This is a genomic window from Psychroflexus curvus, assembly GCF_020164585.1.
Classification (GTDB): Bacteria; Bacteroidota; Bacteroidia; order Flavobacteriales; family Flavobacteriaceae; genus Psychroflexus; species Psychroflexus curvus.
This window is the reverse complement of the sequence record NZ_JAIQZF010000002.1, coordinates 98,564-119,962: the sequence shown is the minus strand read 5'-3', so window position 1 is coordinate 119,962 and position 21,399 is coordinate 98,564. Positions and strand designations below refer to the sequence as shown.

The window sequence follows — 21,399 nt, the reverse complement described above, 5'->3', positions numbered from 1 at the left end:
ATTTATCGAAACCCAAAATCAGAAGTTTTCTTTTCCAATCCTGGAGAGAATCAAATGGGTGGTGGGTTCGCCAAAATTTACCAGCTTATCTATAAACTGTTGAAGGTGGAGCTGGTCTTTTAGTGCTATCCTGATATATAAATTATGTTGCCCCGTTATTCTAAAAGCTTCCTTGACTTCGGGGTAAGATTCAATCTCTACCAAAGCTGCTTTGAGCTTGCCGCTAAAGATTTTTAGCATGATAAAAGCTTCCAGATTATTGCCCATGAGACGTTGATCAAGCCGAAGCGTGTAGCCTTTGATCAATCCTGAATCTTCCATCTTTTTGACTCGTTCTCTGACGGATGACGGGGAGAGGAATATTTGCTTACCGATTTCTGCGTAAGAAAGCCTGGAATTTACTTTTAAGATATCGATTATTTTGAAATCTATGTCATCTGCCATTAAAAAGTGTCTTATTTATCCAAAAATACATTTTTTATGTGATAATTGATTTGCTTAACCATTGATTCGTTTTTAAAAAATTATGACGATAAGTTAAGTTTGCACCTTCATAAAAAAGAAAGGAACCTTGGAATTATACGTCTTGATTATCCTCGCCATTGCGATATTTTGCGGGTTTTTTATTCAGTCTTTAGTCGGTTTTGCCGGGTCTTTGGTAGCCTTGCCTATTCTTCTTTTTGCTGTAAAATTACCGGATGCTATCGCCTTTGTCTCCATCTTTTATTTATTCTCAAGCTCTTATATGGTTTACAGGGAATGGCGCAACATCGATAAAGATACCATTGTAAGACTTACGCTTGCTTCCCTGATAGGGGTTGTCCTGGGAATTGTAGTGCTCACCTATTCAAAACCTTCCATTTTGCAAACAGGACTGGGTGTTTTTATCCTTTTGTATGTTGGGTATGTACTTTTTGGAAGGAAAGAGTTGGCTCTGGGTAAAAAAACCAACTGGACCTTTGGGGTGATGGGCGGATTTTTCTCGGGTGTTTTTTCTACTGGCGGTCCGCTTTATGTGATCAGTGTGAAAAACACAGTGAAGGAAGCAAAAACCTTTAGAGCAACTATGATAGGCGTGCTAGCTTTAATCACGCTCATACGGATTCCTGCTTTGAGCATCAGTGGTGCTCTTAACCTGCAGCACCTGCAAATGAGCTTGATTGTTCTTCCTGTCTTCTTTTTAGCTCAATTTCTGGGCATAAAATTCTTCCCAAAAATCAATGAAGTCCAGTTCAAGAGAATATTGTTGTTTATTTTATCCCTTTCAGGATTGGCCTTAATTTTTTAGTACTTAACTACCTAAGTTAAAAGCTTTGATAGTAACAAAATTTAATAAGTCCTGGCTTTCAATCTTTCGCTTAGCTAGGGAACTTAAAAAGACCTCACAGTCCACAAAGCTTTGGGGACTGTGAGGTCTAGGGATTAAATTATTTATTTCAATGACTTTTGCTAACAAAAGCTTAATTGGTTTTCGTAACCAATCCGTTTGTTTTAAACACAGAAAATCAAAGTTTTACTTCACGCGAACCTGCCTTCGTGCCATTGGCAGGCAGGCCTGCCTGTGTCTAACTTCTGCAGACAGGATTCGCAAAGAAAAAACGCAAAGCCACGCAAATTGTTGATAGTCATAACTCTATAAATTCACGTCCTTCGCGAAAAGCTTAGCGGTCTTTGCGTGAAAAATATATGCAAAATGCTAATTATGTTTTTGATACAGATGAGTTACTTTATATCTAAAGTCTGAGTTCAACTCAGTCAAAAACCTTTAAATTCTATCTTAAAACCTTCAGTAGAAACTAAAGCCCAAGGGAGTGGTTGAGGTAATTTCTTTCTTTTAAGCTAACCTATTCTGCTCCTTTAATCTATCGAAACCCAAAATCAAAAGAAATCCATAAAAATCTTATTCCGCCTATTCTTTATGGCATCGTGAATTTGAGTAAATTTGTATCTTAAATTTGAATTATGTCTGAAGAGAAAAAATCTTTGAATTTCATTGAGCAAATCATTGAAGAGGATTTGAAAACCAACTATACCGTAAGCGATTTGAAATTTCGCTTCCCGCCGGAACCTAATGGGTTTTTGCATATTGGACACGCCTCGTCTATTTGCCTGAACTTTGGTTTGGGCCTGAAGTACAATGCTCCCGTCAATTTAAGATTTGATGATACCAACCCGCTAAAAGAAGAGACGGTGTATGTGGATTCCATCAAAAGCGATGTAAAGTGGCTTGGCTTTGAATGGGCGCAGGAATGCTATGCATCAGACTATTTTCAGCAGTTATATGACTGGGCGGTGGAGTTGATTAAGGCTGGAGATGCTTATGTGGACAGTCAGTCTTCTGAAGACATCGCTTCTCAAAAAGGAACTCCAACGCAACCTGGAACAGCGAGTCCTTATCAAAATCGCTCAGTTGAAGAAAACTTAGAACTTTTTGAAGCCATGAAAAATGGAGAGACGGGTGAAAAAGCCCATGTTCTCCGTGCTAAAATTGATATGGCTTCGCCCAATATGATTATGCGGGATCCTGTGATGTACAGGTGTCTGCACAAAGCCCACCACCGCACAGGAAACGACTGGATGATTTACCCGATGTACGACTGGGCGCATGGAGAATCTGACTTTATCGAATCGGTGTCGCATTCGTTTTGTACGCTGGAATTTTTGCCACACCGCGAACTTTACAACTGGTTTGTAGAGCGCGTGAGCAAGCCCGGTGAATTGGTCCCAAAACAACGTGAATTTGCCAGAAGAAACTTGAGCCATACCGTGGTAAGTAAACGAAAGCTGGCCGAGCTTGTAGAACAAAAGATCGTGAGTTCCTGGGATGATCCCCGGATGCCAACCATTTCCGGATTGAGAAGACGGGGGTATACGCCAGAGTCGATTAGAACCTTTGCAGACAGCATCGGCATTGGCAAACGAGAGAATATGATAGATGTCGCTCACCTGGAGTTTTGTGTGAGAGATGATCTCAATAAAAAAGCTCCTCGAGTGATGGGGGTGATGGATCCTTTGAAAGTGGTGATTACCAATTATCCTGAAGGACAAGAGGAGTGGCTAGTAGCCGAAAACAATCCTGAAGACGAATCTGCAGGTGAACACGAGGTTCCTTTTTCCAGAGAATTGTACATCGAGCAAGAAGATTTTAGAGAAGAAGCCAACCGAAAGTTTTTCCGTTTGAAACTGGGCAAGGAAGTTCGATTGAAAAACGCTTACATCATTAAAGCCGAAGACGTTGTAAAAGACGAAAACGGAAAAGTTCTGGAAGTACACTGTACGTATGATACTGAAAGTAAAAGTGGAAGCGGCACCGAAGCCTCTCAGCGTAAAGTGAAAGGGACGCTGCACTGGGTATCGATTCCACATGCTGTGGAAGCTGAGGTGAGACTTTACGACAGGTTGTTTAGCGTCGAAGATCCTACTGCCGATAAGGAGAAAGACTTTTTAGATTTTGTTAATCCTCAGTCTTTGGAAGTCAGTAAAGCTTATGTAGAGCCCTATTTAAAATCGGCGAAGACTGAAGATAAATTCCAGTTTCAACGTATTGGGTATTTCTGTGTGGACAGGGATTCAACGGAGGACAACCTGGTTTTTAACAGGACCGTGACGCTGAGAGATAACTGGAAGAATAAGTAATTCAATTTAATTAAGCTTCGTTTTGAAGTTAAATTGGTAAAAAAAAAGCGAGACTCTCATCTCGCTTTGTCATTTTGTAATTTATTGCATTTTTTTAATGCTCTTTTTCTTTTTTGCATCGCCCAAAAAAGAAACAAAAAAGTCTAGGCTTACAAAAAAAATATAAAAAAATCGTACGGAATCCCCTTCCACAGATGAAAAATAACTCAACCGCCTGATGGCGGTCTTAAACAGATTTTCATCTTTTAGCCTTCCTGCTTCCTTGATTTTAAATATTTTTTTTGATAGGCCGATTAAATCACGTTAACCCATTTAACTCTTCAATTACCCACGTTGATTTGAAATTCAAACACCTTACTTTCAAACACTCGATTTCCATTGCTATCGGTTGGAGCAAGTATTTCGACATAGTCTTCTCCAACATAAGCTTGTTGAGGCTGGTATATGTAAATAATTTCTCCGGTGTCCTGATTTCGTTCTAGTTTACTGATTTGGTAATGCTGCGCCTGTAACTTAAAGCTTGCGCTTTGGTCCTCGCGATAGGTTCCTAAGCTTGATTCAACGCTATTGTTACCTCCTGCTGAGTTATTACCAACATTGATTTGAAAAGAAGTGACGGGTTCTCCAGTATCCGGATAATTGATATCATCGTCCAGAAATAAATCTACACAGGATAGTAAACTAAAGCAAATAAGCAGAAGAAATATTTTTTTCATAATAAATGGTTTAATTCATGGAGCTTTTGTGCTGTAAAAGAAATATAATTCAAATTTGAGAGATATTCCGATGGCTTTGCTTCGGAGTATTTGTAATACCTCTCCTCTTGCATCCGACGAGCGGAGCGAGAGAAATGCATAAGACCAGAACTACCTTAAAAAGGCAGTTTCGGGTGAGGCCTACTTCTCCACCAAAGTCCCATCCGCAAACAAAGCAAACCGGCCTTTATCACCATGAGTAAATTCTGCTTTTGGCCAGGGCCATCCGCCAAAATGGGTACGCTGGTATTCACCGATGATGCCATTCATTTCTTCTCGGGTATTGGCTACAAACGGTCCTTGTTGAACTACAGGTTCGTTGATGGGTTTGCCCTGTAGCAAAAGCAGTTCAGCTTTTTTAGTGCCGTTGACTAATCTCAATTCTTGTGATGCATCCAGGTCTAACGAATGTCCTTTAGGGATTTCAAAGCCTTCTGTTTTTAATTCTTCACCTTCATAAAAAAACAAAACGCGGTTACTCTCGGCATCCCCGGCAGGGAGTGTAAACTCAGCTCCAGCTTCTAATGTGATTCTCCACACCTGTATGTCGTTTTTATCATCTGCCGCCAGCGAATCTGGAGTTGGGTTCAAGGCTTTATTTGACTTATAATTTCCGGCGATTACCTTGACTTTGATAGCTTTTCCGTTCTCATCTTGTTCTTCAACGATGGGAATATCCTCATGCCAAAGCATCTTGTAATGCGGCTCTGCTTTTTTGGATCGCCTGGGTAAGTTCAGCCAAATCTGAAACAACAACAATGGATTTTCTTTGTCCTGATGCACCAGCGGAAACATTTCAGAATGCAAAACGCCTTTGCCGGCGGTCATCCACTGCGCATCGCCTTCGCCAAAACGTCCTTTGGCACCCATAGAATCAGAGTGATCGGCATAGCCCTGTTCTACCAGAGTGATGGTTTCAAAACCGGCGTGTGGATGGTAAGGGAATCCCGGTACTTCCTGCCCGTGATACATTCTCCAGCCGTCTTTTTTCTGAAAATCGTTGCCAAGAAATCGACCTTTCAAAGCTTCTTTAGACGGTCCTTTGTTGGCTTCGCCTTTAGGAAACTGGTCCTGGTGAAAGGCGCAAAACATAAAGGGGTCTTTGGTTTCCCAATGGAAGCCGAGTTCTTTTATTTTTAAAATGGGCTTACTCATAGCGTCAAATTTTATTCAAAGTAATAAAAAGCATCTTCAAGATGTTCTATACGTTTTCCTAAATTATTTTTAATTATGGCCACAATATCAAAGCGCACCTCCAGGTCCAGATGCTTTTCATTGATGTAATAATCCACAGCCTTAACCAGGCGTTTGATTTGTGCGGGCTTTAAAAAATCCTGTGGATCTCCAAATTCTGTGGTACTCCTGGTTTTCACTTCCACGACCACCAGATACTCACCGGATCTGGCAATGATATCGACTTCAGCTTTATCGTAAACATAATTGGTTTCCAGGATGGCATAACCCTTGTTTCGAAGGAAATTGACCGCGTCTTTTTCGCCGCTTTTACCTAATTCGTTATGCTGTGCCATGGCTATTACAACACTTAAATTTAACTCTAAGATACTTAAAGATAAATTAGTATTCTAGTAGTTTGTAGGTTGGCTTCACTTCAGACTTAAATAAATGGTAACTAATCAGTCAATTTTAAACATTGAAAATCAAAGCTTTACTTCACGACAACCTGCCTTCGTGCCATTGGCAGGCAGGCCTGCCTGTGTGTAACTTCTGCAGACAGAGTTCGCAAAAATAAAACGCCTAGCTACGCAAATTGTTGAATACCATCACTATATAAATTTGCGTCCTTTGCGAAAAGCTTTGTGGTCTTGGCGTGAAAAACATATGCAAGATGTTGATAATAGTTTATTTATATCTGGTAAATGAGAAGCTTTTTGATACTGATTAGTTACGAAAAATGAAATCTTGAGAAATTGTAGAGGGAATTAATCTCAGGAGGTTTAGAGATATCAACATAATTCTAAGGAGTGTTTTTTTGAAAAATAGTGTTGTAGTGAACTGTTTAATAAAAAAAAGCTCGAACAAACTGTTCGAGCTTATGAAGATTACTCCTCGTTATCGATTTTATCAATGGCTTTGTCGATTTCGTCATTGACTTTAGAATCCACTTTTTCTCCAGCACGTTCTACAGCACCTTTGGATTCTGCAGTTTCAACCTTTACTTCTTTGGTTTCAGTTTTAGTGTCCCGACAGGAGGTCAACATTATACTTGTTGAAAACAGAAGAACCAGTACTAACATTAAATTTTTCATCATAGTGTTTAAGAGTTTACAGGCCGAAAGGTATTGCTAATTTTCAATTAACAGTGAGCTTTAAAGTTTTATTATTCAATAGGTTAGGATGGTGTATTAAAGCTTCACCCCCATCAGCTTATTCAGCATTGATGATGTGCCAAAGCCTTCATTCGCAGTCAATTTAGTTCAGAACACTAAGCTTACCTTGTCAGAAGTAACACTAAGCTGAGCCGTTTTGCCAAACATGACAGGCAAATTCGTCTCCACATGGCCTGCGGGAAAGTTAAAAGCCACAGGAATATTGAGGTTTTTCACCGCTTCAAAAATGATGTCTTCTGCCGTTTTGCCAAAGGGAACAGTATTATCATTCATGTCGGTCATTCCACCCACAATCAGTCCGGAAATCTGACTCAGCAGCCCACTTCGTTTCAGGTTTTGCATCATCCTATCAATGTGGTAAAGGTATTCATCAAGGTCTTCGAGAAATAAAATTTTGTTTTTAAAACTCGGCATGCTTTTACTTCCTATTGCTGAATATACTACCGATAAGTTTCCACCTATGACTTCAGCCTTAACTTCGCCGTTCACCTGATTCGGATGTCTGGAGGCATAGTCGATCTGAAGCTTTTCGCCAAACAGTACCTTCTTAAGTTCACCTGAAGTGGAAGCAGATCGGGTCTCGATAGCAGAAGCCATTTGTGCATGAAGACTGGCAATACCCATGCTTTGCAAGTGAAGGTGAATCGCAGTGACATCTGAATAGCCGATGATCCATTTAGGTTGCGTTTTAAGCTTTGAAAAATCAACCAGATCTAAAAGGCGGATCGAACCATAACCACCTTTGGCAAACCAGACCGCTTTGATGTCGGGATCGTTGATCTGATTTTGAAAATCTTCAGCCCGCTCTTTATCGCTGCCCGCAAACTGATGCTCCTGTAAACCAATGCTTGACCCCAAAACAGGTGTCAATCCCCAGGTTTTTAATAAGTCAATCGCAGGTTGCAGGTCTTTTTCTGTAATGCTTCTAGCAGAGGCTATGATAGCGACTTTGTCACCTGTTTGAAGTGGAGGAGGTTGGATCATGGTTGAATTTGTAAGATTAAAAATAATATAATTAATCAGTCTATTTTAAATATTAAAAAAAGTTTTACTTCACGCGAAGTTCGCAAAGAGAAAACGCAAAGCTGCATAAATAATTGATAACCAGAAATATATAAATTCGCGTGCTTTGCGAAAATCTTAGCGGTCTTGGCGTGAAAAACAAAAGCAGGATGCTGATAAAAAATTATTTATATCTAGTAAATGAAAACCTTTTCGGTATTGATTAATTACAAAATAATCAATTCCTATAAATCCAAGCCGATTCTTAAGTGAATGTCGACTGTGAAATCACTATTTCTTTCATCTCTAAATGGAAAAAAGCCAGTTCTTTCCGTGTTATTTAAAAAGAATGCGTAGCCAAAACCAAAACCAGCTTCATAATTAAAATGTTTACCTAGGCTTCTGCGAATTCCCCATTTAGGAACGAATCTTATTTGATCCAAACTTTGTATCCTATCATTAGTTGTAAAAGAGACACTTTCTAAATTTGTTGATGCTAAGAGAGCAATAAAATTCCCGCTATTCCTATCTATAGTCTTTCCTTTCTTTGCTCTTTTCACCAAGTTGTAATACCATCTAGGCTCTAAACTCAAGTGAAGAATACCATAAAAATCTTCATTAGGCCCAAAAGATTCAAATTCTCTTACTCCTTCAATTCTAAAATCAAAACCGACTTGGCTACGCAAAGCAAATTCATCTGAAAGCCGACTTTCATTATACAACCAAGAACCCAAAAACCCAGCTTGAATGCCATATATAGATTTTTCAACGCTTACTTGAGAAGTCGTATTTTGATCTTGTGCTGAAATTTTGAAGATTAAGAATAGCAAAAGAATGGAGGTCAAAGTAACTTTCATCATAGGAGGTTTAATTTGTTATAAGCTCTAATTCTCCACGGAAACGAACTTCAATTTCACTATCTTCTTCATCTATGGCAGTCATTTCAAATTGGTATTCTTCGCTACTTTCAATGACTTGAAGTCTTGCAACTTCTATTTCAATAAGTTCACCTGAAGTAGTTTCAGCATTTCCAGATATTGTAAAAGCGTCTGTAATTGCATTTACTCCTGGGTTTTCCGTTCCCGTAAAAAGATATTCACCAGGTTCTGGCTTGTCACTATTATCGATGTTTATTTCAAATGCGATACCATTGAATGTGTTATTTTCTGGCATAGCTTCACCGTTTGAAACTATCACCTCGGTATCGTATAAAATGACACCAAATGCATAAAGATCTTCTTGAACCTGCGAAATTTGATAGAATCCTGTTTTGAGCTCGAATTCTTGATTATTTATTTTAAGTACGTTCTGAGTTTCTTCTGGTGTTGGCTGGTCATCATCGCTGCTACATGACAAAATCAAGGTCGAAACAATTGTTATGAGCAGTGTTTTGTGAGTAATTTTCATAAAAGATATTTTAGTTAAGCTCAAATATATATATACTTGAAAGTTTTTTGCAATGATATTATACAATATCCTTTGTCTTTTAATGTAACAGCGTTTATTACATTTGTGGTTAAGAATTGATACTATTAAAAACCCAAAACCTTATACCATTACGCCGCCTTGTCCTATACATATAGGTTATTTGACGGGCGTTTATGTGCCAGCAGATATTTACACACGTTACCTTAAGTTGAAAGGTGAAGATGTGCTTTTTGTGGAAGTGTTTTTATCTCAAATGCCAATTTTCAAGATTTAAACCATCGAAATATTTAAAATCTTTTGTGTTATCTGTCACTAAAGTCAACTCATTTTCTAAAGCCGTAACCCCAATCAACAAATCAAATTCATTATGCATTGGTGTTCCGTTTTAACTTAATTTTACTTTATATTCTGCATATTTTTTGGCACAACCATAAATCGGAATTATAGACAGGCCTTGAATAAATTTGTCAACAGCTTTGTGAGATTTTTTCTGGTCTATACTATTCTCAGCACCAAATCTCAATTCGAAAACTGTAATCTCTGATATGTAGCAGTTTTCAAGTTCTTTTTCTTTAATAACCTGGTCAAGATTTAATAAACCACGCAAGTAGAAAACACAAATGCTTGTATCAAGTAAATACTGCATATTTAAAAACTCAAATCTTTTGTTCTGAATTTTCTGCTTTCACGTATGTCCTTAATCATTTCTTCAGCAGATTTATCAGATTCGAATGCTCCAAAAGACTTATAAAAATCATTCTCTTTAGATTTTTTTTCTTTCTTTAATGACTTGGTAAGCTTTTCAATGAGTTCAATTTTAGTCAATGGATTTAAACCTTCAAAAAGTTTTGAATAGGTATCAATTATATGTCGTTCTGTTAAAGTCATCTTTTATTTCAAATATACTATTTTTCTATAAACTGATATTATGCTCAATCCTTAGGTCTTTTAATGTAACAGCGTTTATTACATTTGTGGTCAATAATTTAGTTTATGAAAAATCCAAAAAGATATACGATTACGGCTGCTTTGCCATATACCAATGGCCCTATTCACATTGGTCATTTGGCGGGCGTTTATGTACCTGCAGATATTTACACGCGTTACCTAAAATTAAAGGGCGAAGATGTGATCTTCGTTTGTGGTAGTGATGAGCACGGCGTTCCCATTACCATCAAAGCGAAGAAAGAAGGCGTGAGCCCACAGGATGTGGTCGATAAGTATGATGCCATTATTAAGCAATCCTTTCAGGACTTTGGAATTCAATTTGATAATTATTCCAGAACTTCAGCTAAAGTGCATCACGACACCGCCACGGAGTTTTTTCAGAATATGTATGACAATGACAAATTCATTGAAGAAACCACTGAGCAATTGTATGATGCTAAAGCCGATCAGTTTTTGGCCGATCGTTTTGTCACGGGAACTTGTCCAAAATGTGGCAATGAAGAAGCCTACGGTGACCAGTGTGAAAAGTGCGGTTCGTCGCTTAACGCAACAGATTTAATCAATCCCAAGTCAGCGATTACAGGTGATGTGCCAACCTTGAAATCAACAAAACACTGGTTTTTACCTTTAGACCAATACGATGAATTTTTAAAAGATTGGATCATAAAAGGCCACAAAAAAGACTGGAAATCCAATGTTTACGGTCAGTGTAAATCCTGGATTGATGAAGGCTTACGCGCCAGAGCGGTGACCAGAGATTTGGACTGGGGTATTCCTGTTCCCGTGGAAGGCGGCGAAGGCAAAGTGCTTTACGTCTGGTTTGATGCACCCATCGGTTATATTTCTTCAACCAAAGAATGGGCAGAGCGAGAAGGCAAAGACTGGGAGCCCTACTGGAAAGACGAAGACACCAAACTGGTACATTTTATTGGGAAAGACAATATCGTCTTTCACTGCATCATTTTCCCGGTCATGCTCAAAGCGGAAGGCAGTTACATCTTGCCGGACAACGTACCCGCCAATGAATTTTTGAATCTGGAAGGCAGAAAATTATCAACTTCCAGAAACTGGGCGGTTTGGCTGCATGAATACCTGGAAGACTTTTCAGGTAAAGAAGATGTGCTGAGGTATGTGCTCACCGCTAACGCACCTGAAACCAAAGACAACGATTTCACCTGGAAGGATTTTCAAACTCGAAACAACAGCGAGTTGGTGGCTATTTACGGCAACTTCATCAACAGAGTAGTGGTGTTGACCAATAAGTATTACGAAGGCATGGTGCCCAAAGCTTCCGAGTTTACCGAGACCGATTTAAAAGTCCTAAGCGAGATTAAAACCTTTCCGCAAAGCATCGCCAATTCTATTGAAAAGTACCGTTTCCGTGAAGCTCAGAGCGTGATGATGAATTTAGCGCGATTGGGCAACAAATATTTAGCTGACGAAGAGCCGTGGAAGCTTCAGAAAACCGATCCGGAACGCACAGCCACCATCATGTATGTGGCCCTGCAGGTCGCTGGAGCTTTGGCAGTCATCAGTGAGCCTTTTGTGCCGTTTACAGCTCAGAAGCTTAAAACCATGTTGAATTTTGAGTCATTTTCACATCCGTTGTTGTGGGGAGACATTTCTAAATTAGATGAATTAATTCCTACAGGGCATCACATCAGTTTAGCTGAATTTTTATTCAGTAAAATTGAAGATGAAGAGATTCAAAAGCAAATCGATAAGCTTGAAGCGTCCAAAGCATCAAGTCTGGAAGAGGAAACCAAAATAGAACCTCAAAAAGAAGAAGCTACTTTTGAAGACTTTTCAAAACTGGATTTGAGGGTGGGAACTATCATTTCTGCAGAGAAAAAACCAAAAACTAAAAAATTGATGGTGCTTAAAGTGGATACCGGACTGGACGAAAGAACTATTGTTTCCGGAATTGCAGAACACTATAAGCCTGAAGAATTGATCGGTCAAAGAGTGAGTGTGGTGATCAATCTAAAGCCTATCAAGCTGAAAGGGACTTTGAGTGAAGGTATGATTTTGATGACGCAGGATGCTTCAGGAAAATTGACTTTTTTAAATCCTGATTCTGATGAATCAGTCTCAAATGGTACAATCATAAATTAATTATATATTTATGGTTCAAAATATAAATTTTTAGCTGTGGAAGACATTTCAATTGATAGTGTTGGTGAATTGGCCAACTCTTTTTTAGACAAAATAATTTCTTATTTGCCAAGCGTCATTGCTGCGCTGGTTATACTTGTTCTTGGGTTTTGGATCATTAAATTAATCATTGGCCGCATCAGAAAAGTAATGGAGAAGCGTGAAGTGGATCCAGGAGTAAGGGGGTTTACATTAAGCATTCTTGGAATCATTCTTAAGATTTTACTTTTCATTATTGTGATTACAAAACTGGGAGTCGAAACCACCTCTTTTGCAGCGATTTTAGCTGCCGCGGGTTTAGCCATTGGTTTGGCATTACAGGGCTCTTTATCCAACTTTGCAGGAGGAGTTTTAATTATTTTATTGAAACCTTTCCGAGTTGGAGACTTTATAGATGCGCAAGGTGAATCTGGTACAGTAGAAGAAATCACTATATTTTACACCTACTTAACCACGTTTAATAATCAAAGAGTGGTGATTCCTAACGGACAGCTCTCTAATAATAAAGTAACCAATTACTCTTTTGAGCCTTTACGAAAAAACTCAATGACTGTTGGTATTTCTTATGACAGTGATATCAAAAAAGCCAGAGAGGTTTTATTAAATATTGTCAATTCTGATGAGCGAACCCTAAAAGATCCTGAGCCCGTTGTTTTTGTAGCTGGTTTGGGTGATAATTCGGTAAACTTATCCTTGAGGTTTTGGGCAAAAAGAGAAGATTACTGGGGGTTGCATTTTGAGACGATGGAAAAACTTAAAATTGAACTTGAAGATGCAGGGGTATCCTTCCCTTTCCCACAGAGAGATGTCCACTTATTCGATATGAGTAAAGAAAAGGCATAATATTTGAACTGACTTATAAAAAATAATTATGAAAAAAATAATAAGACTATCGTTGATTTTATTTTGTGTATCACTTAATGCACAAATAGGTATTGAATTTAATCCATCAGATCTTCAGAGTGTGAACACTTACAATTCACTTAATACAAAGTCTGGTTTTATAGACATTGATGATATTATTGGATCTCCATATTTGGATGATAATTTTAAAAATGGTAAAATTATCGAAACAGTTAATAATCAGATTGTAAATACTCATTTAAGGTATAGTATTTTCCAGGATAAATTTGAAATTAGACCCAACTTAAATGAGGATAAAACTTTGGCACTAAAAAGATCTTCTAATTATGAGTTTATCTATGATGGAATAAAAGTAAATCTTGTATTAAACAATAAACTTTTTCAAGAAAAGGATAACGGCTATGTGTTTTTGTTATTAGAAAGCGAAAATGATGGTTACAATCTTTATAAGCGATACACTCAAAATTTTACTCCACCAAAAGAAGCTAAAACTTCTTATGACACTGATAAGCCTGCAAGGTTAGATACTGATATACACTATTTTATTTCTAAAAACATCACTAAGGATTTTATCGAATTAGATGATCACAGAAGAAGAATCCTTGATTCATTTGATTCAAATCTAAAATCTGAAATGAAAGATTTTATGAAATCAAAAAACTATAAGTTAAGAGGTGATGATGCTGAAATAGAAAATCAAATGATTGAAATTATATCTCATTACAACTCATTATTAAATAAGTAATTACTTACTCACAAAATCTTTGAGGTAAAATGGTTCAAAGTAGGCCACATCCTCAAAGATTTTTTCATCATACTTCCGTTTTGCTATAAAAAATTGTTCTTGGGCAGACGGAAGTTTTTTATGATGAAATACAGCATTGGGATGATTGCAAATGCCCTCAAACTTTTCAACACCACTTCCTATAAAATGGACTTTGCCCAATTTCAATTCCTTTTGAAAAGAATGCTCATCCAAAATTTCAGCTTTGATTTCTCTTTTAGAAGTAAAGTCAGCATCTAAAACTTCAGAATACACTTCCATTCGCCTTGCATCCAACATGGGGACAATTAAGCCCTCCTTTATATTTATTTGTTTAGCTAGACAGAGTAAAGTAGACACTGAAATCAATGGGATATCTAAAGCGAAGGCCAGACCTTTTGCTGCCGAAACGCCTATTCTTAAACCTGTATAGGATCCAGGACCTTTGCTAATAGAAACGGCATCTACATCTTTAGGTGTTAATTTTTTCTGAGTTAATAATTCGATGATAAAACCGTGCAACTGCTCAGAATGTGAAAAATTCTCGCTGTTGATTTCTTTTGAAGTTAAAATAGAACTTCCACGACCTATGCATACTGAGCAATTGGTCGTGGAGGTTTCTAAACAAAGGATTATATTACTCAAAGGTTTTTATTTTTAATACTCAACAACTCTAATTCCGAAGTACAATTCTAAAACTTTTATATTGAATATGTAATCGTATTTTGCATTGATTAATCGGTTTTGTGCATTGGTCAGTCTAAATTTCGACTGGCTCAATTCAAAGGCATTGGAGACGCCAACTTCAAAACGCTGTTGAGCATATTCAAAAGCCAGTTTTTGTGACTCCACAGCCTTCTGAGCAGCTTCATAAGCTTTGGCTGCTCCCTGGGCATCCACATAAGCCTGGTATACGTTGGCTTCAAGATCCAATTCGGTTTGCTCCAGTTGGAATTCAGCTCTTTTTGCAACAACTTCTCTTCTTTTTATTTGATTACGCGTCGCAAAGCCGTTGAAAACAGGGATGTTGACTTGCAGTCCATAGGTGTAACCATCATTTCTAGCTAATTGGTCAAAGAAACTACTTGGACCTGCCGTTTCTATTCTAAAATTCGGCGCAATTACGGCTTGACCAGTGGCTTCCACTATACCAATTTCTCGAGTGGGATCGTTCGGATCTATACCACCACCTACAGTTCTTCCTCTGTCTGACTCTCTGGTGTTATAGTTGACAAAACCATTCAAAGTTGGGTATAACTGACTTCTTGAAATTTCAATGTCTTTTTCAGCTATTTCCAAATCCTGCTCAGCAACTTTAACTTCGTAGCGTTCCTGTTTAGCCTTTTCAACTATCTCTTCTGGAGTTTTAGATAAAATGTCTGTGAGAGGAATGTCGTACTCCTCGTCAGCAATATCAAAATTTTGATAATCTTCAATCAAGAGCGTTTGAGACAAACTTATTTTTGATATTCTTAAATTGTTTTGAGCAACTACAATCTGCTGTTCTTCGTCTGCATCGGTAGCTTGAATTTCAAGAAGGTCACCCTCCGGGGCTGTTCCCACTTCCACAGTTTTTCTAGTCAACTCTATTTGCTCTTTGGTGGTCTTGTTTTGCTCATTAAGGACTTCAAGCTGCTGTTTGTTGACCAGGATTTGCAAATACGAATTGGCGACAAATAGTGCAATATCATCTTTCATCAACTGTAAAGAATATTGACTTGCAAGTTTTTCTAATTTAGCTCTTTGAAAAGTTCTTAGATTTCTTAATCCGTCAAATAAGGTCAATCCTACGGTAGCATTGGCAGAAAGATTCCTTACGGTTTGATTTTCTAAAATTCCTGTAGTGACATTTTGAGTCAAACCTGAGTTCCAGGAGTTGCTTAAACTTCCATTTAAACTTGGCAGGTAATTTCCAATAGCTTCGCTTCTACTTATGTCCGCATTTTCCTGATCGAGTTGGGATTGCTTTATGGAAATGTTATTATCCATAGCATGCTCCACACAGGCCTCCAAAGTCCATTTTGTAGGAACATTATTATCTTGAGCTGTTGCTTGAAGACTCAAAAAGAATATACTTATAACTAAAACAATTGCTTTCATAAATTATCTTCTTCTAAGATTACCAGCAACAGGTGCTTCAACTCTATTCCAAACTTTTATTTTATCTCCTTTGCTAACTCCAGAAATAACCTCTACATTAATTCCATCGCTTAGACCAAGTTCTACCATCCTTTTCTCAAACTGCTGCTCGCCGATTTCCACTTCCACGAAGGGTTTATTGGTTTCTTTTTCAAACTGAACCAAAGATTCACTTATGGCAAGGACATCTTCAGACCTTTCTAATATTATAGACGCATTGGCGCTTAGCCCGGCTCTTATGAACACACTGTCGTTGAGTTTCAAGCTTCCTTCAATATCAAATTGAACGGCTCCATTTTCTTCGGTACCTTTTGGAGAAATATAATCTAAGGTAGCATTAAAGGTTTTGTCTTCTATGGCACCTACAGTTATTTCTAAGGGAAGGCCTTCTTTTATTTTTCCAACTTCAGACTCATCAACTTTCCCTTCAAAAATCATATCATCCGTTTTTGCAATAAGCGCAATTGTGGTTCCCTCGTTGAAGTTGTTGGCTTCAATGACCTGGTTCCCAACTTCAACAGGAACATCTAAAATCATTCCCGATATTCTGGCTTTTATCTGCGTTGTTGCTGCATTTCCAGCATCCTGAGTTGTACCTGTCTCTATGATTTCCAAATTTTCTTCGGCAGCTTTTAGGTTTTGTAAAGCATTATCGTAAGCGTTTTTAGCCAGATCAAAGTCATTTTCAGAAATCACTCCTTTTGCAAAAAGCTCTTTCTGTCTTTCAAATATTTTTTTTTCGTTAGCCAGGTTGATTTTAGCCTGTCTTACTTGGTTTTTGGCTGAGTTTAAACTGGTGATATTAGGTACCACTTTAAGCTGAGCAATCATATCGCCAATTTCAACAGTCTCTCCTGGCTTGACAAAGAGTTTGTCAATAACTCCGGAAATATTGGGTTTCACGTCCACTTCTTCCCTTGGAATAAGCGTTCCTGTCGCCATTGTTTTCTTCACGATAGTTTCTCTTGTAGGCTCTTCAGTTTTAAAAACTTCAGGGCTTTCTTGATTTTTTTGGTAGAGATAAAATAAAGATCCCCCAAATAAGACTACAATAACAAGCAGAATAATGATGGTGATTACTTTTTTCATATTTAAATTTATATTAGGTAAGGGTTGTTTTTATTCGGTTCTTAAGGCATCGACTGGTTTTACTCGTATAGCGTTTTGTGCAGGAATGAATCCAGCCAAAAGTCCGGAAACTATTAATATTAATAAAGCGATGATAACTGTAATAAGATCAACACTTGGGTTTGCGAAAGGCATATCAGAATCTTTAGGTAACAGCGCATTGACGACAGCCAAAACTCCAGTAGCAAATACGATTCCTGTCATTCCAGCTATAATAGTAAGAAAAACAGATTCAAAAAGGATCTGACCTCTTATCTGCCAAGGGGTTGCACCTAGTGCCCGTCTTACGCCTATCTCGTTGGTTCGTTCTTTTACTACAATCAGCATGATATTGCTGATGCCTATGACTCCTGATAATAATATCAATATACCTACAAAATAAGCTACAGCATTTAAAGCTATAAAGAGTCCTGATATTTTTGAAAACTGTTCATATAAATCAAAATTACCTATTGCCCTATCGTCTTCCGGAGCTATATCATGGTTTTCTTTTATAATATCAAAAATCTGAGGTTTTAACCGAGTAATAGAGTTGTTATCATTGGCAGTAATCGCCATCCAACCGACCTTTTGCCCCATATTGAAGGCTTGAGAATAGGCAGTGAATGGAACATAAATTTGCTTTTGATCTTCCTCAGCATTTCCCCCGCCAAAGCCTTTCTTTTTATAGATGCCAATAACCATAAAGTTAACTCCTTGAACTTTGACATAGGTTCCGATAGGGTCTTCATCAAAGTCATATAGCCCTTTTACAACCCCTTCACCTATGACTGCTACTTTTCTTTTTGCCTCGATGTCATTTTGATTCAAAAACCGGCCTTTAAGTATCTTCATAGGTTCCTGAAACTGAATGTCAGGATAATCTCCGTACACATTAAAAGCACCACTTTTAAGTCCTCTTACAACATTATTGTTGCCACCAAAGCCTCCTAACTGATTTCTTGGAGAGACGTATTTTAATCCATCAACATCTCTTTTTATTTCTGCGACATCACTCAGGTCAAAATTGTATCGACGTCCCTTTGGTAAACCGTTATAAGATTTTGAAATGGGTTGCGACCACATAAACATGGAATTGGAAGAAATACCATCAAACAATTGCTTGACGCCGCTTTCAAAACCATTTCCAGCAGCTAATAGAATAACAAGAATAAATATTCCCCAAAACACACCAAAAGCTGTCAATATGGTTCTAAATAAATTAGAAGTCAATGACTCAATAACCTCATTCCATTTGTCTCTACTGAACATATTACTCGTCTCTTAAGGCATCTATAGGTTTAATTCTAGCTCCTCTCCATGCAGGAAAAAAACCAGCAATTGCGCCAGCTGCGATTAATAATAATAAGGTGGAAACAGCAATGCTAAAATTTACACTCGGATTTTTTATAAAGTCCAGTTCCACCATGGGACCTACTATTTCCAATAAGACCAGCCCGAAGATCAGCCCGAAAAGACCGGATATGGAGGTGACAAAAATCGATTCGTGAAGAATCATACCTACAATAGATAAGGGTTCTGCACCCAATGCTTTCCTTATGCCGATTTCTTTGGTTCTTTCTTTTACGATGATGAGCATGATGTTGCTCACCCCTATAATCCCCGCTAACAATGTAGCCAGGCCTACTCCCCAGAAAAACACCCGCATAGCGCTTATCAGCACGTAAATTTCTTTAGTGTTTTCGATATTGTTACTTATGAAAAGAGCACTTTCGTCTTTAGGGTCTATTTGAAGTTTGGTTTTCAACATCCTTTCTGCTTGGGCAGCAAAAGCATTGGACTGTTTAAGGGCAAGATCGTAATTTTCTTCTTTGGGAAGCGTGAAACCCATGGATCTTATATCCGTTCCAGCTCCAAAAACAATTTGTGATGTAGCAATAGGTACATATATTCTGGTTTCTTCCCTGTCACCTCCGGGATCTGTGAATACCCCTACGACTTTAAAATTCAGTCCCGAAACCTGAATATATTTACCTACAGGAGATTCGTCTTCAAAAAGATCTTTTTTGACGCGATTCCCAATGACCGCGTACTTTTCTTTTGCTTTATTATCGTTAGCATTTATAAACCGTCCTTCAATGATATCTGCTTTTTCCAGGTATTGGTAATCTGGAAGAACACCCTCCACCCGATAATTCCCGGAATTATTTCCGTGGGAAATAAGGCCTGCGAAAATTTGATACAATGGAGACTTATATTCGATTTCCTGCTTTGAATTTTCAGTAACGATTTCATAGTCTTCATTTCGTAACTGAATTCTTCGCCCTTTGTTGAAGCCTTCAAAACTAATCGCTGTTTCTCCTGGATAGATGTTTATTATATTCTCTGCATCGTTTTGAAATTGACTTTCAATTCCATTTTGAAATCCCACACTTACGCCTAGTAAAATAACAAGAATAAATATTCCAGAGGCTACAGAAACACCCGTAAGAAACGTTCTAAGTTTATTCTTAGAAATCGTTTCAAAAACTTCTTGCCAGCGTTCTAAACTAAACATTCTGTTGGGCTCTTACTTGAGTAATTTTCTTATCGTCTATAATGACTCCATCTTTCAGGTTAACAATGCGCTTGCACATTTGGGCAATATCTTCTTCGTGAGTAACTACTAAAATGGTTCTGCCTTCATCATTTATTTGTTGAATAAGATCCATAATTTCATAAGATGTTTTTGAGTCCAAAGCCCCTGTTAACTCATCGGCGAGCAGAACTTTAGGATCACTTGCCAATGCTCTGGCGATAGCAACTCTCTGTTTTTGACCACCGGAAAGCTCGTTGGGCTTATGATCTGCCCAGGCTGCAAGACCCACTTTTTCCAGATAAGCCATCGATCTTTCTATACGTTCAGACCGTTTTACACCTTGATAAAAAAGAGGAAGAGCTACGTTGTCTAATGCAGATTTATAATTGATCAGGTTGAAGGACTGAAAAATAAATCCCAAAAATTTATTTCGATACTGAGCAGCCAGCTTTTCATTAAGATTTTTGATGGGTACACCATCCAGGGTATATGAACCTTCATCAGCTTCATCCAGCATCCCCAGAATATTAAGGAGAGTGGATTTACCAGAACCAGAGGACCCCATAATAGAAACCAATTCGCCTTCTTCAACACTAAAGTTTATTCCCTTCAGAACATGAAGTGAATTTTTCCCCATTTTATAGGATTTGTGCAGGTCTTTTATTTCTATCATAAGAATTATATTGCTTTACATAAGACCTTCTAATTTTAATTATGTTACACCGCATTGCGTTAAATTATGTTAAACGTTTACTAATGATTAATAATCAAAATTGTAGCTTATAGTTATAGACCTAAGTCTGGCTTATCTTTGTAAAAAAAACTTTGGATACAATTACGTTAACTAATATTCGTGTTTATGCTTACCATGGCTGCTTGCCGGAAGAAACTAAAATAGGTAGCGATTACAGAGTGGACCTAAGTGTGGAGGCCAACTTAGACTTATCTGCAGAGTCTGATGCGTTAAAAGATACTGTAGATTATGTCCACCTCAATAAAATTGTAAAAGAAGAAATGTCACAGCCTTCCAAACTTTTAGAACATGCAGCTAAACGAATTTTGGACAGGATTTTTTCTGAATTAGATCTCGTAAAAGCTTCACGTGTAAAAGTAGCTAAGATCAACCCCCCATTGGGTGGAGACGTAGAAGATGTCAGCATCACTTTATCTAGGACACGAGATTAAATCTTATCTTTATAATCGTGTTGGGGGATAGAAATAATTTCTTAAATTTGCAATCCCTTAAAACGGTGTCGTGGCCGAGTGGCTAGGCAGTGGTCTGCAAAACCATCTACAGCGGTTCGAATCCGCTCGACACCTCAACAAAAGCCTTACTTTCAAAGAGTTAGGCTTTTATTATTTTATCTACAGCGGTTCTCCCGAGGCTCCGGGACACTCGACACTTCAAAACTAAACCTATTCATGCCTATTTCTTAATAAGATAGGCGTTTTTGTTCCTGGTTGATTGCCTATATTAATAAGTCTCTGTACTTAAAGATTTTATTGATTTTTCATCTAGAGCGGACCTCTCGTTCTAACACATATAACGGGGCACTCGCAATAAAAAAACCACTTCAAAAAGAAGTGGTTTTGAAATAAAGTGGAGAATATCGGATTCGAACCGATGGCCTCCACGCTGCCAGCGTGGCGCTCTAGCCAACTGAGCTAATCCCCCATTGGCAACAAAAATAAACAAATTTAAAACGTGTGAGAATT

At 38.0% G+C, this 21,399-nt stretch carries 23 protein-coding genes, 2 tRNA genes and 1 pseudogene; 8 read left to right on the top strand and 18 right to left on the bottom strand.

What is annotated here, in order from left to right:
- Positions 1-18 precede the first annotated feature (18 nt).
- Positions 19-444, bottom strand: a complete 426-nt coding sequence (locus LB450_RS02795; protein ID WP_224486335.1) for an Lrp/AsnC family transcriptional regulator — start codon at positions 442-444, stop codon at positions 19-21.
- A gap of 127 nt (positions 445-571) precedes the next feature.
- On the opposite strand from LB450_RS02795, the gene LB450_RS02790 reads away from it, so the two are divergent.
- Together LB450_RS02790 and LB450_RS02785 are read left to right on the top strand one after the other, a co-directional pair.
- Positions 572-1,288: a sulfite exporter TauE/SafE family protein gene (locus LB450_RS02790; protein ID WP_224486334.1), complete on the top strand. Its 717-nt coding sequence runs from the start codon at positions 572-574 to the stop codon at positions 1,286-1,288.
- Between the two features lie 674 nt (positions 1,289-1,962).
- Complete coding sequence (locus LB450_RS02785) at positions 1,963-3,636, top strand: glutamine--tRNA ligase/YqeY domain fusion protein (protein ID WP_224486333.1); 1,674 nt, start codon at positions 1,963-1,965, stop codon at positions 3,634-3,636.
- Between the two features lie 320 nt (positions 3,637-3,956).
- Here LB450_RS02785 and LB450_RS02780 read toward each other — a convergent pair whose 3' ends face one another.
- The 7 genes from LB450_RS02780 to LB450_RS02750 form a co-directional block, all read right to left on the bottom strand.
- A complete protein-coding gene (locus tag LB450_RS02780; RefSeq protein WP_224486332.1) occupies positions 3,957-4,352 on the bottom strand; it encodes a hypothetical protein in 396 nt (131 codons plus the stop codon).
- Between the two features lie 180 nt (positions 4,353-4,532).
- On the bottom strand, positions 4,533-5,546 hold the full coding sequence (locus LB450_RS02775; protein ID WP_224486331.1) for a pirin family protein: 1,014 nt from the start codon (positions 5,544-5,546) through the stop codon (positions 4,533-4,535).
- 11 nt (positions 5,547-5,557) lie between these two features.
- Complete coding sequence (locus LB450_RS02770) at positions 5,558-5,920, bottom strand: YraN family protein (protein WP_224486330.1); 363 nt, start codon at positions 5,918-5,920, stop codon at positions 5,558-5,560.
- Between the two features lie 531 nt (positions 5,921-6,451).
- The gene (locus LB450_RS02765; protein ID WP_224486329.1) at positions 6,452-6,658 is read right to left on the bottom strand and encodes a hypothetical protein; all 207 of its coding nucleotides are present in this window, start codon (positions 6,656-6,658) and stop codon (positions 6,452-6,454) included.
- Between the two features lie 168 nt (positions 6,659-6,826).
- Positions 6,827-7,723, bottom strand: coding sequence for a S66 peptidase family protein (locus LB450_RS02760; RefSeq protein WP_224486328.1), 897 nt, complete (start codon positions 7,721-7,723; stop codon positions 6,827-6,829).
- A 263-nt stretch (positions 7,724-7,986) separates the two neighbouring features.
- On the bottom strand, positions 7,987-8,601 hold the full coding sequence (locus LB450_RS02755; protein WP_224486327.1) for a hypothetical protein: 615 nt from the start codon (positions 8,599-8,601) through the stop codon (positions 7,987-7,989).
- Between the two features lie 7 nt (positions 8,602-8,608).
- Positions 8,609-9,148 carry a hypothetical protein gene (locus tag LB450_RS02750; protein ID WP_224486326.1) on the bottom strand — a complete coding sequence of 180 codons (540 nt, stop codon included), beginning with the start codon at positions 9,146-9,148 and terminating at the stop codon, positions 8,609-8,611.
- A 124-nt stretch (positions 9,149-9,272) separates the two neighbouring features.
- Between LB450_RS02750 and LB450_RS13785 the strand changes: the two are divergent.
- Positions 9,273-9,404: pseudogene (locus LB450_RS13785) on the top strand (class I tRNA ligase family protein); the annotation flags it as partial.
- Between the two features lie 9 nt (positions 9,405-9,413).
- Here LB450_RS13785 and LB450_RS13690 read toward each other — a convergent pair.
- From LB450_RS13690 to LB450_RS02735, 3 genes are read right to left on the bottom strand one after another with little or no spacing between them, the layout of a single operon-like run.
- Positions 9,414-9,542 (bottom strand): PIN domain-containing protein, encoded by a 129-nt coding sequence (locus LB450_RS13690; RefSeq protein ID WP_262902898.1) that lies wholly within the window; start codon positions 9,540-9,542, stop codon positions 9,414-9,416.
- Between the two features lie 12 nt (positions 9,543-9,554).
- Positions 9,555-9,815 (bottom strand): PIN domain-containing protein, encoded by a 261-nt coding sequence (locus tag LB450_RS02740; protein WP_224486324.1) that lies wholly within the window; start codon positions 9,813-9,815, stop codon positions 9,555-9,557.
- A gap of 2 nt (positions 9,816-9,817) precedes the next feature.
- The gene (locus LB450_RS02735) at positions 9,818-10,057 is read right to left on the bottom strand and encodes a hypothetical protein (protein ID WP_224486323.1); all 240 of its coding nucleotides are present in this window, start codon (positions 10,055-10,057) and stop codon (positions 9,818-9,820) included.
- Between the two features lie 105 nt (positions 10,058-10,162).
- Here LB450_RS02735 and metG point away from each other — a divergent pair, with 105 nt between their 5' ends.
- The 3 genes from metG to LB450_RS02720 are packed head-to-tail and all read left to right on the top strand — an operon-like array spanning position 10,163 to position 13,880.
- On the top strand, positions 10,163-12,232 hold the full coding sequence (gene metG / locus LB450_RS02730) for a methionine--tRNA ligase (RefSeq protein ID WP_224486322.1): 2,070 nt from the start codon (positions 10,163-10,165) through the stop codon (positions 12,230-12,232).
- Between the two features lie 36 nt (positions 12,233-12,268).
- Positions 12,269-13,114, top strand: a complete 846-nt coding sequence (locus LB450_RS02725; protein WP_224486321.1) for a mechanosensitive ion channel family protein — start codon at positions 12,269-12,271, stop codon at positions 13,112-13,114.
- 28 nt (positions 13,115-13,142) lie between these two features.
- Positions 13,143-13,880 (top strand): hypothetical protein, encoded by a 738-nt coding sequence (locus LB450_RS02720; RefSeq protein WP_224486320.1) that lies wholly within the window; start codon positions 13,143-13,145, stop codon positions 13,878-13,880.
- On the opposite strand, the gene tsaB is transcribed toward LB450_RS02720, so the two are convergent.
- From tsaB to LB450_RS02690, 6 genes are read right to left on the bottom strand one after another with little or no spacing between them, the layout of a single operon-like run.
- Positions 13,881-14,543, bottom strand: coding sequence for a tRNA (adenosine(37)-N6)-threonylcarbamoyltransferase complex dimerization subunit type 1 TsaB (gene tsaB, locus LB450_RS02715; RefSeq protein WP_224486319.1), 663 nt, complete (start codon positions 14,541-14,543; stop codon positions 13,881-13,883).
- Between the two features lie 12 nt (positions 14,544-14,555).
- Positions 14,556-15,998, bottom strand: coding sequence for a TolC family protein (locus tag LB450_RS02710; protein WP_224486318.1), 1,443 nt, complete (start codon positions 15,996-15,998; stop codon positions 14,556-14,558).
- 3 nt (positions 15,999-16,001) lie between these two features.
- A complete protein-coding gene (locus LB450_RS02705; RefSeq protein WP_224486317.1) occupies positions 16,002-17,126 on the bottom strand; it encodes an efflux RND transporter periplasmic adaptor subunit in 1,125 nt (374 codons plus the stop codon).
- Positions 17,127-17,156: 30 nt separating this feature from the next.
- Positions 17,157-18,416, bottom strand: coding sequence for an ABC transporter permease (locus tag LB450_RS02700; protein WP_224486316.1), 1,260 nt, complete (start codon positions 18,414-18,416; stop codon positions 17,157-17,159).
- A 1-nt stretch (position 18,417) separates the two neighbouring features.
- On the bottom strand, positions 18,418-19,662 hold the full coding sequence (locus LB450_RS02695) for an ABC transporter permease (RefSeq protein WP_224486315.1): 1,245 nt from the start codon (positions 19,660-19,662) through the stop codon (positions 18,418-18,420).
- Positions 19,655-20,356, bottom strand: a complete 702-nt coding sequence (locus tag LB450_RS02690) for an ABC transporter ATP-binding protein (protein WP_224486314.1) — start codon at positions 20,354-20,356, stop codon at positions 19,655-19,657. Before LB450_RS02690 ends, LB450_RS02695 begins: the two co-directional genes overlap by 8 nt.
- Positions 20,357-20,508: 152 nt before the next feature.
- Between LB450_RS02690 and folB the strand changes: the two genes are divergently transcribed.
- Both folB and LB450_RS02680 read left to right on the top strand, forming a co-directional pair.
- On the top strand, positions 20,509-20,868 hold the full coding sequence (gene folB / locus LB450_RS02685) for a dihydroneopterin aldolase (protein ID WP_224486313.1): 360 nt from the start codon (positions 20,509-20,511) through the stop codon (positions 20,866-20,868).
- Between the two features lie 64 nt (positions 20,869-20,932).
- Positions 20,933-21,003 (top strand) — tRNA-Cys (locus LB450_RS02680).
- A gap of 281 nt (positions 21,004-21,284) precedes the next feature.
- On the opposite strand, the gene LB450_RS02675 is transcribed toward LB450_RS02680, so the two are convergent.
- Positions 21,285-21,358 (bottom strand) — tRNA-Ala (locus LB450_RS02675).
- Positions 21,359-21,399 lie beyond the last annotated feature (41 nt).